The sequence below is a fragment of the Synechococcus sp. HK01-R genome (assembly GCF_014217855.1).
In the GTDB taxonomy this organism is placed as follows: domain Bacteria; phylum Cyanobacteriota; class Cyanobacteriia; order PCC-6307; family Cyanobiaceae; genus Synechococcus_C.
This window is the reverse complement of sequence record NZ_CP059059.1, coordinates 239,356-253,046: the sequence shown is the minus strand read 5'-3', so window position 1 is coordinate 253,046 and position 13,691 is coordinate 239,356. Positions and strand designations below refer to the sequence as shown.

Genomic DNA, 13,691 nt, shown 5'->3' with positions numbered 1-13,691 from the left:
GATCGCTCATTGGCGCTACCAGCTCAGTAGGGAGCAAGGGGGCACATGGTTCGGATCAGGCATCGTCAAGGCCGCCACTTCATGGATGAGGAGGGGCGGATGTTCTGGATCAATGGGCCTGAGGCCTTCTGCTATCTCTCGGAGCAGAGGCAATGGCGATCAGGACTGACGTTTCAGGAAATCCTGGAATGGAAGCAATGCGCTCCTTCTGGGCTTGTCAGTCAGCGATTTGCCTCGCTCGTGCAGGCCTGTGAAGCCTTTGAACACAATCAGGTGATCTGGTCCCACGACCTTTACCTGAGACGGATGGGTGATCAGATGGCCCTGCATCGCTCTCTCGATGACTACAGGCCTACGGCGATGAAGCTGGCTGAGGCTGCCGGTGCGCGGGTTCTCCCGGCCCCCTGGGCCGTGTCGGGCCAGAGCCAGGCGCAGGTTGTTCTCTGCTGTGAATGGCCCGCACCATCTCGCTCCCAGGATCTGGCTCATCCCAAGCGCAGACGGCGCAAGCGCAGCGGTTCACCTCTGTTGCAGACAGCTTCTTTTATGAAGCCAGTTCGCTGAGTTCCAGCCAGCGCTCCTCGGCTGACTCCAGCTTCTGGATCAATGCGGCCAGCTCCTCGCTCAGGCGGGTGAGGTCTTCTCCAGTCCCGCTACTCAGCGCGGCTTCCAATTCGCTTTTGCGTGCTTCGAGAGCTGGGAGCTCCCGGTCGAGAGCTTCAAGCTCTCGAGATTCCTTGAAACTGCGCCGTCGAGGAGTCGGCGCTGGATCGCTGGTCTGGCTCTCCTGCCGCAGGCTGGAGGTGGTGTCCTTGGTTTGGCGCTGTCCTGCGCTTGACCGCTCGTCTTGCCGACGTTGATCGAGAAAGGCGCTGTAGTTTCCCTCAAAACGCTGCAGGCGCCCGTTCTCGAAGCAGAACAGGCGATCCACTGTGCGGTCGAGGAAATAGCGGTCGTGGGAGACCACTACGACGCAGCCCTGGAAGTCCTCTAGGAGATCCTCGAGGACGCTCAGCGTTTGCACATCGAGATCATTGGTTGGTTCATCAAGAAGCAGCACATTGGGGGCTTGGATCAACAGCCTGCAGAGGGTCAGGCGCCGCCGCTCACCTCCGGAGAGCTTGCTGATGGGGCTGTGCTGTTGGGCGGGAGGAAACAGAAAGCGTTCAAGTAACTGAGATGCACTGAGTTGTTCGCCCCCCAGGTCGATACGCGAAGCAGCTTCTTCCACGAATTCGATCACCTTCCGCTCCAGTCCACGTCCGCTGGTGAGGGCGTCGGTGTGTTGGTCGAGATAGCCGAGGTGCACGGTGTCGCCGAGCCGCAGGCTGCCGCTGGTGGGTTCGCGGCGCCCGGCGATCAGGTCCAGCAGGCTCGATTTACCGCTTCCGTTGGGGCCGATGATGCCGACCCTGTCCTCAGGGCTAAAGCTGTAGCTGAAGTCATCCAGCAGCACAGGCCCGTCGGGATGGCCATCGGCGGTGACCCTCAGGTTCTCAGCTTCGATCGCGATCTTGCCGATCCTTCGGCTGATGCTGGCCATGTCCAGCTGCGCCCGAGCCTGGCGGGAGGGTGCTTCCCGCATCGCCTCGATGCGTTGCAGCCTTGCTTTCTGTTTGGTGCTGCGAGCTTTCGGGCCCTGACGCAACCAGGCCAGCTCCCGGCGCAGAACGCTTTTGAATTTTGCAGCGGAGGCGGCATCTGCGGCATCCTCTTCGGCCTTGCGCTGCAGATAGGTGCTGTAGTTCCCGTCGTAACTGCGTGCTTCGCCTCGATCCACCTCCACCATCCGGCGCGTGACGCGATCCAGCACATAGCGATCGTGGGTGACGAGCACCACAGCCCCTGGATAGCGGTCGAGCCATGACTGCAACCATTCCACCGCTGCCGCATCTAGATGGTTGGTGGGCTCATCCAGCAGCAATACATCCGGGCAGGCCACCAGGGCCGATGCCAGACCCACCCGCTTGCGATACCCGCCGGATAGGTCTTCGACTGGGCGATGGAGATCACTGATACCAAGGCGCTGCAACACCTCTTGGCACTGCTGTTCGAGGCCCCATGCTTCCGACTCATCCATCTGTTGGCTGAGCTGTCCCAGCTCAGCCAGCAAGGCACTGTCTTCGGGTGCTTCAGCCACAGCCTCGCTTAACGCGGAGAAGCGCAGCAGGAGCTCCCTTTTTTCTCCGCAGCCAGCCAGCACCTGTTCGAGCACGGTGAGACCGGGCTCTACGGCACTCTCCTGGCCCACCAGTTCGATCCGCAATCGTGGCGAGCAGCGTCGTTCTCCAGCACCGAGTGGTTCGATCCCGGCGAGCACCTTCAGCAGGGTCGATTTACCCGCGCCATTGGGTCCGATCAGGCCAAGCCGATCGCCCGCGGCCACGTGCAGTGTGAGCTCGGCGAAGAGGGTGCGGATTCCGAAATCCTTCGCTGCACCCACCAGGCTGATCAGACTCACGCGCTTGAGGCCATCCGTTGTGCTTCCAGATAAGCAAACACGCTCTTATCCCCCACATCGGCAGCAACAGGGCCCCCAAACTTGCGCAGCGCTAGGACCAACATCAGCAGGGCCGCCAGAGTCATCACAGTGCCGGTGAGCGCCTCTGAGAGCAGTCCGCTCAGGTGGCCGAGTAGTCCCAGGGGTAGCAGCAGGGTGAGTCCGATCGCTTCCGGCCGGCGGAAGCAGAAGAACTCTTTGAACCCCACCCCAGTGAGGGCGGCGAACAGAGGACCGATCAGCCAGATCCAGAGTGGTTGCTGCGCCGCGACCTGGAGCATGGGCTCGGAACCGCTTCGCCACATCAAAACCAGAAGCCCAAAGCATCCCAGGCCCCAGAGGATCTGTAGAGCTCGATGCAGGCTGCGCAGATAGATATGGATCCAGCTCAGGGCCAGTCCCAGACTGGTGGCCATTGGCGCGAGCCAGAGGCCTGCATGGCGTGGGCCCAGCAGGGCCCATTGCCCCATGGCTGCCGTGAAGCTGATGGCGCAGATCAGGAGACAGAAGCGATAGCGCTGCACTTCCTTCGCATCACGCTCGGTGATCTGGTAACTGCCATAGACCCCCTCGAACGTTGTTTGTTCACCGTTGGCGGTGGAGGAGATCATGGGCAGGTGGGGGGCTGGGCCATGACCAGTCTGCTCAAGTCCTCGCCGGCTGGAATGATGCCCCCAGGGTTGAGCGGGAAGAGGGCTCCGAAGTAATCCTGCCGCCAGGCGTGGGCATCACAGGTGGCGGCTACTCCTGGCAGCTTGAAGAAGCGTTGTCGCCACTCCCAGAGTGCCGGCAGGGTCCATAGGGGGTGGGCCGTGCATCCGAACAGGGGGGCGTACACCATTTCCCATCGAATCAGTGTTGGGAAGAGACGCACGTCAGCCAGGGTCAGCTCCTCGCCGCAGAGCCAGGGACCCCCTCCAGTTTTGAGAGCTGATTCCACGGTTTTCAAGGCCTGGAAGAGAGCCTCACTGGCGTCTTGATAGGCCTGCTGGCTGCGGGCGAATCCACAGCGATAGACCCCGTCATTGACCGCTGGCTGCAGTCGTTGCTGCCAAATTTCGATGCTCTCCAGAAGCGGCTCCGGGGCGAGATCAGGAGCTCCTTGGGGGGCAGGCCAGCGCGCTAGCGCCAGGCTGAGTTCGGCGCTGTCATTGCCAAGCAGAGCCGGTTCATGGGTTGCTGACTGGCATGGATCAATCAGCGCCGGCACTGTGGCCCGGTGTCTGGGACTGCAGCCGCAGTGTTGATACAGAGCCTGCAGGCTGTCGCAGCCCAGCCAGGCCGGTTCCAGGCTCCATCGCCCCTTCAGGTGATCGGCTTTAGCGATCACCAGCTCAAGACTCGGCTGCAGCTGCCGCAGTTGATGAATGAGCCAGGTGCGATGGGCCCATGGACAGCTGCGGCCGATGATCAGTCGCGCTCGGGTCTCGTCGTTGCGGGCAAGCAGGTCGCTGGCCTCGGGTAGAACCACGTCACGGCGGTCGCTCGCGGGCCTGCGGTAGTGACCTTCTGCGTCGGCTGGGGCGAGTCCTTGCATCAGGCGTTGCCATTGCCAGTGCCAACCCGCGCGAGCAGTGGCAACGATCAGCGGGGGAACGGCCATGGCGCTTTCCTTTCATTCCATCCTCCGCCAGGCTGGAGGTCCTGGCTGGTGGTGCATGGCAGCCTCTCGAGTGTTGGTGGTCGCGGGCACCCACGGCAATGAGATCAACGGTCCCTGGCTGCTCGAGCAATGGGAGACGCATCCAGACTTGCTTGATCGCAGGGGGCTGCAGGTCGAGACGGTGCTTGGCAACCCCGAGGCCTGCCGACTTGCCAGGCGCTATGTCGATCGTGACCTCAATCGCAGCTTCCGACCCGAATGGTTGGGTCTGGTCCCGGAATCTTTCTCCTCAGCCCCGCAGGATGTCCCCCTGGAGGTCCTCCGGGCCCGGGAGCTCATGGCTGCCTATGGGAGCTCTGGGTCTCTGCCCTGCAGCCTGGTGTTCGATCTGCACAGCACGACGGCTGCGATGGGGGCCTCGCTGGTGGTCTATGGGCGCCGCCCGGCTGATCTTACCTTGGCAGCGGCGCTGCAGGAGCGGCTGGGACTGCCGGTGTATCTGCATGAGGGTGATCAGGCTCAGCAGGGCTTTCTTGTGGAGCGCTGGCCCTGCGGACTGGTTGTTGAGATCGGCCCTGTGCCCCAGGGTGTTCGCTCTGCCCGCGTCGTCGAACAGACCCGGCTCGTACTCCAGGCGGCCTTCGATGTGACCCATGAAGCTGCTCACGGCTTACTGATCACCCCATCCGATTTGGTGGTGCATCGACATCTCGGCAGCATTGACGTTCCCCGCGATCCAGCCGGTCGCCCTGATGCCTGCATTCATCCACAGCTTCAAGGCCGGGATTGGCACCCGCTGCGTCTTGGTGACCCTCTGTTCTTACGTGCCGATGGCGAGGTGATCCGCCATGGAGGCCCGGAAGGGCTAGTGCCGGTGTTCATCAATGAAGCGGCCTATGCCGAAAAAGCGATCGCCTTCAGCTTCACCAGCAGGGAACGGTGGCCCCTGGACCCATCAGGGCCAGGGGCGCTCAGGGCTCTGCTGATGAGCGATCAGCGCGGGGAGCCGTTGTAAATCACCTGAACCACGCTGCGGCCGTCAGGGGCGATCTGGATTTCGGATTCGGTGGTCGGCTGACTTCCGTTCTCCGGCCAGCCGGGCTTACCGCCAAGGAAGCGGAAGGTGTAGCCCTGGCTGTTGTCGCTAGTCAGGCACTGTCCGCCTCCTCCGGCTGTGTTGAACATGCAGGGCTGCGGCCGGTAAGCGCTCAGACCACCGTTCTGGTTCACAATGGTGTTACGTGCCAAGTTCAGGGCACGCACTTGGGAGGCGGGCACAGGGGCCTGCGCCTGAACCGGAGCGGTGAGGCTGAGCAAAGACGCGCCGCTGAAGGCCAGTGAGGCTGAGAGGAGACGGAAACCCATGGGTGAGGTGAGGATCTCACCTTCATTGATTGTTCGGCTCCTTTCAGCTGTCAACTCACTGCAACACAGCGCGCCCGATCCGGATCAGTTTGGACTTGATTCAGCGCAGAGGACCGTTGTAGGGGACCGCCACGATGCTGTCTCCGGTGCGGGAGACCAGAACCTCAGTTTCCATTGAGGGATTGGCTGGAACCTGCTGTTGCCAACCTGGTGCCCCCCCCTTGAAGCGGAACAGAAAACCCTGGCTGGATCGGGAGATCAGGCATGTGGGAGCCCCGGTTTCGTACATGCAGCTAGCGGCCCTGTACTGAGAGAGCCCCCCGTTGAGAGATTCAGCTCGCATTCGGGCCAGGTTCGCGGCCTTGGTTTGAGCGAGGGGAAGCGAGCTGCTGCTCTGAGCGTGCAGGGCGCCTGGGCTGAGGGCCGCCAGGCCAAGGAGCAGGCCTGTAGCGAAGCGGAGCGTTCGTGTCTGGTTCATGGTCCCGATGATGCTTGGGCAGGGCGATCGTCATCTGACTGGTTGATGACCAAGCTGTGTCTGGTTACGACCGTTCGCCTTGGGGGGATGGCCTACCCGCAGGCCCAGGTGGCCTGTTCCTTGGTGCAGGGCAGATCGCTTGTGCTGCCATCGGCCCAGTAGATCCGTAATCGATCATCCACCGTGCCGAGGCGCAGGGTGAGTGATTTCACAGGGCCGGCGGGAGCTTTGCGATTCGGGTCGCCCGGTTGTGCGCCCTGCTGGGCAAGCCGTCGCTCCAGTTGCTCGAGGCGCAACTCCAGACGATTGATCGCTTCAGCCTGTTGGCCTGCTTTGTTCGGTTGCGATGGCTTTTGACAGGCGCTGAGCCCAAGCAAGGCCAGTGCAAGGCCCGTGAAACCGACCAGGGGGGCGACACGGATTTGAGTTGCGGCACAGGCTCTGCTGAGCATGGACAAAGGGTTGGTGCCCCCAGTCTGCGTGGTTACTGCGGGTTGACCAGTCGCTCGCTCCAGTAGATGACAGCCCCCTGGGCTTCGAGCTCATGGCGCCTGTGACGCGCTCGTTCCACTGGAACGGTCTCCTCGAGACGTCGCCCGGCATGAAGCCAGCGAATCAGAACCACTTGAGTCTCCAGAGACTTGACTTAAGAACCTTAAGCGATCCTGAAGGCCTTGCCCTTCTTCATGAACGGGAGCACACACAGCTCAATGTTCCGTTACAGTCGTGCGTGGCAGGGCATCCCTGCCCTTCCGTAACCGCTCTTCGGAGCATCTTTTCCCGTTCTCATGACCACCACCATTCAGCAGCGCTCCGGCGCCAATGGCTGGCAGTCCTTCTGCGAGTGGGTCACCTCCACCAACAACCGCCTCTATGTGGGCTGGTTCGGTGTGCTGATGATCCCCACCCTGCTGGCTGCCACCACCTGCTTCATCGTTGCCTTCATCGCAGCTCCCCCCGTCGACATCGACGGCATCCGTGAGCCTGTTGCTGGCTCCCTGATCTACGGCAACAACATCATCTCCGGTGCTGTTGTTCCTTCCTCCAACGCCATCGGCCTGCACTTCTATCCCATCTGGGAAGCGGCCTCCCTCGATGAGTGGCTCTACAACGGCGGTCCTTACCAGCTGGTTGTGTTCCACTTCCTGATCGGCATCTTCTGCTACATGGGCCGCGAGTGGGAACTCTCCTACCGCCTCGGCATGCGCCCCTGGATCTGCGTTGCTTACAGCGCTCCTGTGGCTGCTGCTTCTGCTGTGTTCCTGGTGTACCCCTTCGGTCAGGGTTCCTTCTCTGACGGCATGCCCCTCGGCATCTCCGGCACCTTCAACTTCATGCTGGTGTTCCAGGCTGAGCACAACATCCTGATGCACCCCTTCCACATGCTGGGTGTGGCTGGTGTGTTCGGTGGCTCCCTGTTCTCCGCCATGCACGGCTCCCTGGTGACCTCCTCCCTGGTCCGCGAGACCACTGAGAGCGAGTCCCAGAACTACGGCTACAAGTTCGGCCAAGAGGAAGAGACCTACAACATCGTGGCTGCCCACGGTTACTTCGGTCGCCTGATCTTCCAATACGCCTCCTTCAACAACAGCCGCAGCCTCCACTTCTTCCTGGCTGCCTGGCCTGTGGTCGGCATCTGGTTCACCGCCCTGGGCGTCAGCACCATGGCCTTCAACCTGAACGGTTTCAACTTCAACCAGTCCATCCTTGATGGTCAGGGCCGCGTCCTGAACACCTGGGCTGATGTGCTGAACCGCGCCAACCTCGGCATGGAAGTGATGCACGAGCGCAACGCTCACAACTTCCCCCTCGACCTGGCTGCTGCTGAGTCCACCCCCGTGGCTCTGCAAGCTCCCGCCATCGGTTGATCTGGAAACAACAACAGGTTCAGGTCAACTGAACCGGAAAGCCCCCTCCTCGGAGGGGGCTTTTTGTTGTGCGCTTCTTGGCTTGGACACTCAGGCTGCAATCACGCTGCGCACGGCTAACGCCCACCCAGTTGCGTGGGGTGCTTCCGCTGCATTCAGAAGCGCCGCTTCGACAGCAAGGCATCACTCAGGCATGGCTTTACGGTCAACTCTTCGACCAGCAGCTCCGGTCTTGAAACGGCATTCGCTGGCATCTCGATGCCCCGTCGCCCTTAATCAGTGGTCTTGTCAAGAGTTGGCGGCGCGGTCAACTGTGGCAAAACATCAGGTTGCTGGTCAGATGGCAAGAGGTTGCTCGCACTGGAATTGTTCTCGTTGGGTGCTTCCTCCGGACCGACGACATCAACCGCCGTACGTTGCACTACCAGCTGAAAACGAAGCGATTGTCTTTTGTTGATCTCATCCTGCACTGCTGAAACCTGTTTGAAGGTGGGCAGTCTTGGATCGGTCACGCGCACTAGTGCGCGAATCACTGGAGGGTTGCGCCCCCAGTCAATGTCGAGTTGCTCGAGATCGACGTTCTGTTGATCGCCAAAGGTCAGCGTTTCGCGGCGCAGAAAGGAAAGAATCGTGGAGCGGATCGCGTCGCGGGTGTTGTCTTGTCTTGCACGACCCAGCAGGTTGATGAAGCTGCTACCAAGCGGAATCAGCAACAAACCGGTGAGCGCGAAGTTCGCAGCACTGAGATGGCTGCGGCGAAGCTGCTGACGCAGCACCGGATCCTTCCAGGCCATGAGCACAAGCCCGCCGGTGAGGATGCCCATCAGGTTTGTGGCGAAAAGCAGGCCAGCGCCACTGGCCAGACTCCAGCGCTGATGGGAGATCAGCAGGCCCATCACGCAGATCGGTGGGACCAGAGCCACAGCAATCGCCGTGCCCGCCAGGGAACTGACGGCATCGCTGCGCAACTTCGCATAGGTGGCCAAACCACCGGCTACAAGGGCAATGCCTAGGTCAAGCAGATTGGGTGCTGTTCGCGCCGCCACTTCGCTCCCAAACTGAGGCAGCCCCACGCTGCTGCCCAGCAGTGCTGCCATCACCGTGGTGGTCAAGACACCGATGAAGAGTGTGCGCAGGGCACGGCTCAGCAGACGTGCGTCGCCGAGCAGGATGGCAAAGGCTCCGGATCGGATGGGCATGATCCAGGGAGCAACCACCATGGCGCCGATGACCACAGCAGCGCTATTCGCAAGCAATCCGAAGGTGGCAATCAAGCTGGCTCCAATGGTGAGAACGATGAAGACCTCATCGAGCGCAGCATCCCGCCGGTAACTTCTGTGCAGCTCCTCCAGTCGTTTCAGCGGCTCGACCACGCTGCTTTTCATGACACTCCGGTACCAGCGTCATCAGTCTGGTCTTGCCCGAGAGCTTGGACGACGCATCCGGCGCCATTGGGGTGAAGCCGATGACCTGACTTGAACAGGCGACCCACGCTTTACGAAAGCGTTGCTCTACCGGCTGAGCTACATCGGCGACAACAGGAACTTAACATTTGAAGCTGCAGCGCTTTTGACGGTTGGGTCAGAACTCCAGGAAATCCCTCGACCCTGACCTCAAGGAGCGACTTCTCAGGGAATCACGCACTCCCTGGCGGGGTCTTCGGCGACTCCTCTGGCTTGCTTTCTTCGCTTCCGGTGGGCTCGGACTTTTCGTCATGGGCTTCCGGGGCAGTGCCGGTGGGGAGGTTGTTCTCAGTGACCTCGGAATTCAGATTGGAGCTGTTGTCCTCTTCGGCAGCCTGCTCTGGTTCGATCGAGACCGCGGCGCCTGAAGCATTTGCCGCCGCAGTGGCGGCGTTCTGCACGTCCCAGTGGAGGTTCTCCAAGCGCAGTAGACCCAGGCCGAAGGAGAGCCTGCGGGGCTGAAATTCGTTGTCATCCATAGGGCTGACCGCATCCAGTGCATTGGGATCGCAGGTCAGAAGCCAGATTGCTTGGATCAATTGCTGCCACTGCCAGAGCAGCATCGCCAGGATTGGGATGGCGACTAATAGACAGGTCAGACGGCTGCTGCCTGCCAGGGGGGAGAGGTCTCGAACCAGCACGGCCGAGCTGTCAATCCACCAGAACAGGAAGAGAAGCACCAGGACTCCACTGGCAGCCAGTACACGGATCAGAGGGCTGCTTTGCAGGTTGCTGAGTTGACGCTGAACGCGGCTGCGGGAGTCTGGCCTGATGCGGACCAACAGCAGGGATCCCCAGTCAGCTGGCTGGCGCCACAGCAGAACCGCAGGGGCCAAGGCCCCAAGTGCCCAAGTCAAGAGCCGTTCCAGCACAGGCACAGGACCCAGATCCGATCCGGCGAGCACCAGCTGCAAAAGGATCAGCTCCAAGGGGATGGCCCCGATGGCAAGGAGCTGAAGCCAGAGCAGTGGCTCGCTGCGGGAACTCACGGTCGGCAGTGGCGGGGTGGTGATCAGGTGCTGAGTTTTCGGCGCTGGGTAACCATCTTGAAGCCTTCAATACGGTCGCCCTCCTCCCAATTCGCAAAGCGATCACAGCCGATGCCGCATTCGAAGCCCGTGGCGACTTCTTTGACATCGTCTTTGTTGCGACGCAAAGAGTCGAGATCGCCCGCAAAGACAATTTCCTTGCCGCGATGGACACGAACCTTGCAGTTGCGTTGGAGCTTGCCCGTGGTGATGTAGCAACCGGCCACGGCGCTCTTGCCAATCGTGAAGACGGCACGCACTTCCGCTTCGCCCAGAGGCTCCTCGACCATTTCTGGTTCGAGCAGGCCCTCCATCGCCATCTGGATGTCCTCCAGCAGCTTGTAGATGACGTCATAGTCCCTGACGTCAACACCAGTGGCATCGGCAGCGCGCTTGGCACCGGAGGCCATGGAGGTGTTGAAGCCCACGATGACCGCGCCCGATGCGGCAGCGAGATCCACGTCGGTTTCGGTGATCTCACCGGGAGCTGACAGCAGCACTCGCACCTGGACTTCGTCCTTCGGTAGCTGTTCGAGCGACCCGAGGATCGCTTCCACGCTGCCCTGAACGTCGGCTTTGAGGATGAGGTTGAGCTCCTTGAGCTCGCCCTCACTGGCTTGTCCGGACATTGCGGCAAGCGACACACGACGGGACGCCATCTGCTGGGCCAGCCGTGTGGCGCGGGCATCGGAGGCGCGATCGCCCACAACGGCGCGGGCGGATTTTTCGTCGGGATAAACCTCGAACTCATCACCAGCTGTCGGCACTTCGCTGAAGCCCAGGGCCTCGACCGCACAGGAGGGCCCTGCTTCCTTGAGGCGATGCCCGGCGTCATCGACCATGGCGCGCACCTTACCCAACACAGGCCCAGCAGCGACCACATCACCCGTACGCAGGGTGCCGTTCTGAATCAGCAGTGTGGCCACAGGACCCTTGGCTTTGTCCAAGTGCGCCTCGATCACGGTGCCCTTGGCCAGGCGATCGGGGTTGGCCTGCAGGTCTTCCACTTCGGTGACCAGGAGGATCATCTCGAGCAGCTTGTCGATGTTCTCGCCCTTGATCGCGCTCACGGGCACCATCACCACATCACCGCCCCATTCCTCGGCTAGCAGGTTCTGTTCCGAGAGTTCCTGCTTCACCCGGTCGGGAGAAGCTCCTTCTTTGTCGATCTTGTTGATCGCCACCACGATCGGGACCTCAGCGGCCCGTGCATGGCTGATCGCTTCCAGGGTCTGGGGGCGGACGCCGTCATCGGCAGCAACCACCAGGACAGCAACGTCAGTCACCTTCGTGCCTCGGGCCCGCATGGCGGTGAATGCCTCGTGGCCAGGCGTGTCGAGGAAGGTGATCTTGCGGGGCTCTCCGCTGTGTTCGATCTCCACCTGGTAAGCACCGATGTGCTGGGTGATGCCTCCGGCTTCGCCTGCGGCCACCCTCGCTTTGCGTATGGCGTCGAGCAGGCTTGTTTTGCCGTGGTCCACGTGACCCATGACGGTGACCACGGGAGGGCGGCGAATCAGGTGGGCGAGATCCTCCTCCTCGATCATCTCGACCGTCTTCTTGGCGGCCTCCTCCACGTCGTCTTGGAGAACCGGCACACCGAACTCTTCGGCCACCGTCTCGATCGTGGGCATATCGAGGGTTTGTGTGACCGTGGCGATGATCCCCTTGAAGAACAGGGATTTGATGATCTCGGAACTCTCGACACTGAGCATGTCGGCCAGTTCCTGCACCGTGAGGTTGTCCTCCGGAACGATCAGCATCTCCGGGCGTACTTGCTTGGCTTCTCGCGCTGCACGCAGTTCCATCGCCCGGCGCCGTTGGCGCTGGCGGGTGGTTTCCTTTTTGCGTTTCCGCATGGCCGCCACCGGCTTGGCTGCGGCTTTCTGCTGCGCTTTGGGTTTGGCCGGACGGGCCAGGCTGGCCGAAAGGACCATGGCCTGCTGTTCACCGGCGTAACCACCGGTTTCCGCCGTCAGCGCATCATCGTTTTCACCAATGATGTGAACCTTCTGGCGCTGCTTCTGAGGAGAGCGGCTGCGCAGAGCTTCCAGCTTGGCGCTGTCATCCCAGTCGGGGCGACCGGGTCGGCGCTGACCTCCAGCACCCGGGGCTGGTCTGTAACCAGGACGTCGAGGCGCTGCAGGTGGCTGAGCGGTGGGCCGAGCCACGGGAGGAGTGGCTTTGCTGTCACCGTCCGTTCCTCCACGCGGTGCAACCGGCGTGCCGTCGGGTCGACGCGGCGGGGGTGCCCCAGGACGCCCAGATGGCTTCTGAAGTTGCATGAGCTCGCCAGGGGCCACTGGCTTGCGCATGCCGCCAGGAGCTCCGGGGCGAATCGGTGCCGACGGGCGTCCGCCGCCATCGCGTCCGCCTGGGCCCGCTCCATCGCGTCGGATCGGCTTGCCGACCAGCTCGAGACCACCGCCAGAACGGGGCTGGCCGGTACGGGATGGCCCAGGACGTCCAGCACCAGGTCCACCTGCTCTGGCAGGAGTCGGTCGCTGGGGGGCGCCGGGGCGAGCGGGCGTTGCCGGTCGTTGGTTTTGGCTGCCGGCGGCGACAGGTCGGGGACTGACGCCAGGACGCTGCGCCGGCGGACGCATGGGGGGATTTCCCTGGGCATTGCCTGGAGGATTGGCTCCGCGGGCCGGCTGGGGGCGGCCCACCAATTCCGGTTTGGCCACCGGACGCTGGGGCGGCGCCGTGGTGCGCTTCACCGGTGCGGGTGCGGCAGGCCGCCCAGCACTGGGAGCACCACTTTGGTTTTGGACGGGTCTGGGGGAAGGAACCGCAGGGCGAGGACTTGGTGTCGCCGGCCCTGTGTTCGAAACTGGCTTGCTCGCAGGGGCACTGGGGCGTGCCGGAGGTGCGCTCACCGCAGGTTTCACCACCTGAGGACGGGGTGTTGGCGCAGCAGCTGGCTTGGCCTGGGGCTCCCGGGCCACAGGCTGCTTCGGACTCGTGGGTTTCTGCACCCCTGGCTTCACCACCACGGGCTTCTGCTGCACCACTGGCTTCGCCGGGGGGGCTGGTTGGCGCGGAGCGGCCGGGCGGCTTGGGCTTGCCGCATCTCCAGCCGGCTGCGCAGGCTTGGCGCTGGGGCTGTCCGCTTTCCGCACGGAAAGGATCGCCTTGCCTGGAGCCGGTTTCGCAGGTGCTGCCGGTGCAGGCTTGCTGCCCTGCTTCAGCAATGAGCGGATCTTTGCTGCCTCGCCATCACTGATCGAGCTGCTGTGGCTCTTCGCCGCAATGGAAAGCTTTTCAGCAGCATCCAGCACGTCCTTGTTGTCCAGGCCCAAGTCCTTGGACAGCTCATAAATTCTGACTTTGCCGCTGCTGGTCATTCAGGTCAGGTCTCCGGTCGGTCAGGGCACGGTGTGCCC

General features: G+C 62.2%; 13 protein-coding genes, 1 tRNA gene and 1 pseudogene. 4 read left to right on the top strand and 11 right to left on the bottom strand.

Annotated elements, in window-relative coordinates; translation table 11 throughout:
- Positions 1–45: 45 nt before the first annotated feature.
- Positions 46–564: a hypothetical protein gene (locus H0O21_RS01400; protein WP_185190140.1), complete on the top strand. Its 519-nt coding sequence runs from the start codon at positions 46–48 to the stop codon at positions 562–564.
- Here H0O21_RS01400 and H0O21_RS01395 read toward each other — a convergent pair.
- From H0O21_RS01395 to H0O21_RS01385, 3 genes are read right to left on the bottom strand one after another with little or no spacing between them, the layout of a single operon-like run.
- Complete coding sequence (locus H0O21_RS01395; protein ID WP_185190139.1) at positions 545–2,461, bottom strand: ABC-F family ATP-binding cassette domain-containing protein; 1,917 nt, start codon at positions 2,459–2,461, stop codon at positions 545–547. The genes H0O21_RS01400 and H0O21_RS01395 overlap by 20 nt on opposite strands.
- Positions 2,458–3,111: a DUF2301 domain-containing membrane protein gene (locus H0O21_RS01390; protein WP_185190138.1), complete on the bottom strand. Its 654-nt coding sequence runs from the start codon at positions 3,109–3,111 to the stop codon at positions 2,458–2,460. The genes H0O21_RS01395 and H0O21_RS01390 overlap by 4 nt, the downstream gene beginning before the upstream one ends.
- Complete coding sequence (locus H0O21_RS01385) at positions 3,108–4,103, bottom strand: glutathione S-transferase C-terminal domain-containing protein (RefSeq protein WP_185190137.1); 996 nt, start codon at positions 4,101–4,103, stop codon at positions 3,108–3,110. Before H0O21_RS01385 ends, H0O21_RS01390 begins: the two co-directional genes overlap by 4 nt.
- A gap of 55 nt (positions 4,104–4,158) precedes the next feature.
- Here H0O21_RS01385 and H0O21_RS01380 point away from each other — a divergent pair, with 55 nt between their 5' ends.
- A complete protein-coding gene (locus tag H0O21_RS01380; RefSeq protein WP_185190136.1) occupies positions 4,159–5,118 on the top strand; it encodes an aspartoacylase in 960 nt (319 codons plus the stop codon).
- Here the strand turns inward: H0O21_RS01380 and H0O21_RS01375 are convergent.
- From H0O21_RS01375 to H0O21_RS01360, 4 genes are all read right to left on the bottom strand, one after another.
- Complete coding sequence (locus H0O21_RS01375; RefSeq protein ID WP_185190135.1) at positions 5,097–5,468, bottom strand: hypothetical protein; 372 nt, start codon at positions 5,466–5,468, stop codon at positions 5,097–5,099. The genes H0O21_RS01380 and H0O21_RS01375 overlap by 22 nt on opposite strands.
- Before the next feature lie 100 nt (positions 5,469–5,568).
- Positions 5,569–5,946 carry a hypothetical protein gene (locus H0O21_RS01370; protein ID WP_185190134.1) on the bottom strand — a complete coding sequence of 126 codons (378 nt, stop codon included), beginning with the start codon at positions 5,944–5,946 and terminating at the stop codon, positions 5,569–5,571.
- A 92-nt stretch (positions 5,947–6,038) separates the two neighbouring features.
- Entirely contained in the window at positions 6,039–6,398 is a 360-nt protein-coding gene (locus H0O21_RS01365) for a hypothetical protein (protein WP_255441071.1), read from the bottom strand.
- A gap of 32 nt (positions 6,399–6,430) precedes the next feature.
- Positions 6,431–6,571, bottom strand: coding sequence for a hypothetical protein (locus H0O21_RS01360; RefSeq protein ID WP_164498757.1), 141 nt, complete (start codon positions 6,569–6,571; stop codon positions 6,431–6,433).
- Positions 6,572–6,734: 163 nt separating this feature from the next.
- Between H0O21_RS01360 and psbA the strand changes: the two genes are divergently transcribed.
- Complete coding sequence (gene psbA / locus H0O21_RS01355; RefSeq protein ID WP_007100687.1) at positions 6,735–7,814, top strand: photosystem II q(b) protein; 1,080 nt, start codon at positions 6,735–6,737, stop codon at positions 7,812–7,814.
- A gap of 272 nt (positions 7,815–8,086) precedes the next feature.
- Here the strand turns inward: psbA and H0O21_RS01350 are convergent, their stop codons facing one another.
- Both H0O21_RS01350 and H0O21_RS01345 read right to left on the bottom strand, forming a co-directional pair.
- Positions 8,087–9,199 (bottom strand): DUF389 domain-containing protein, encoded by a 1,113-nt coding sequence (locus H0O21_RS01350; protein ID WP_185190133.1) that lies wholly within the window; start codon positions 9,197–9,199, stop codon positions 8,087–8,089.
- A gap of 75 nt (positions 9,200–9,274) precedes the next feature.
- A tRNA-Thr gene (locus H0O21_RS01345) sits at positions 9,275–9,347 on the bottom strand.
- Between the two features lie 43 nt (positions 9,348–9,390).
- Here H0O21_RS01345 and H0O21_RS01340 point away from each other — a divergent pair.
- Positions 9,391–9,645, top strand: a complete 255-nt coding sequence (locus tag H0O21_RS01340; protein ID WP_185190132.1) for a DUF3493 domain-containing protein — start codon at positions 9,391–9,393, stop codon at positions 9,643–9,645.
- A 60-nt stretch (positions 9,646–9,705) separates the two neighbouring features.
- Here H0O21_RS01340 and H0O21_RS01335 read toward each other — a convergent pair.
- Positions 9,706–10,266: pseudogene (locus H0O21_RS01335) on the bottom strand (low-complexity tail membrane protein); the annotation flags it as partial.
- A 23-nt stretch (positions 10,267–10,289) separates the two neighbouring features.
- On the bottom strand, positions 10,290–13,652 hold the full coding sequence (gene infB / locus H0O21_RS01330; protein WP_185190131.1) for a translation initiation factor IF-2: 3,363 nt from the start codon (positions 13,650–13,652) through the stop codon (positions 10,290–10,292).
- Between the last annotated feature and the right edge of the window lie 39 nt (positions 13,653–13,691).

What these genes read in the sequence shown, in the direction of transcription:
- infB (WP_185190131.1), bottom strand. Translation starts at nt 13,652, where the DNA reads ATGACCAGCAGCGGCAAAGTCAGAATTTATGAGCTGTCCAAGGACTTG.
- H0O21_RS01400 (WP_185190140.1), top strand. Translation starts at nt 46, where the DNA reads ATGGTTCGGATCAGGCATCGTCAAGGCCGCCACTTCATGGATGAGGAG.
- H0O21_RS01375 (WP_185190135.1), bottom strand. Translation starts at nt 5,468, where the DNA reads ATGGGTTTCCGTCTCCTCTCAGCCTCACTGGCCTTCAGCGGCGCGTCT.
- H0O21_RS01385 (WP_185190137.1), bottom strand. Translation starts at nt 4,103, where the DNA reads ATGGCCGTTCCCCCGCTGATCGTTGCCACTGCTCGCGCGGGTTGGCAC.
- H0O21_RS01365 (WP_255441071.1), bottom strand. Translation starts at nt 6,398, where the DNA reads ATGCTCAGCAGAGCCTGTGCCGCAACTCAAATCCGTGTCGCCCCCCTG.
- H0O21_RS01370 (WP_185190134.1), bottom strand. Translation starts at nt 5,946, where the DNA reads ATGAACCAGACACGAACGCTCCGCTTCGCTACAGGCCTGCTCCTTGGC.
- H0O21_RS01380 (WP_185190136.1), top strand. Translation starts at nt 4,159, where the DNA reads ATGGCAGCCTCTCGAGTGTTGGTGGTCGCGGGCACCCACGGCAATGAG.
- H0O21_RS01390 (WP_185190138.1), bottom strand. Translation starts at nt 3,111, where the DNA reads ATGATCTCCTCCACCGCCAACGGTGAACAAACAACGTTCGAGGGGGTC.
- psbA (WP_007100687.1), top strand. Translation starts at nt 6,735, where the DNA reads ATGACCACCACCATTCAGCAGCGCTCCGGCGCCAATGGCTGGCAGTCC.
- H0O21_RS01350 (WP_185190133.1), bottom strand. Translation starts at nt 9,199, where the DNA reads ATGAAAAGCAGCGTGGTCGAGCCGCTGAAACGACTGGAGGAGCTGCAC.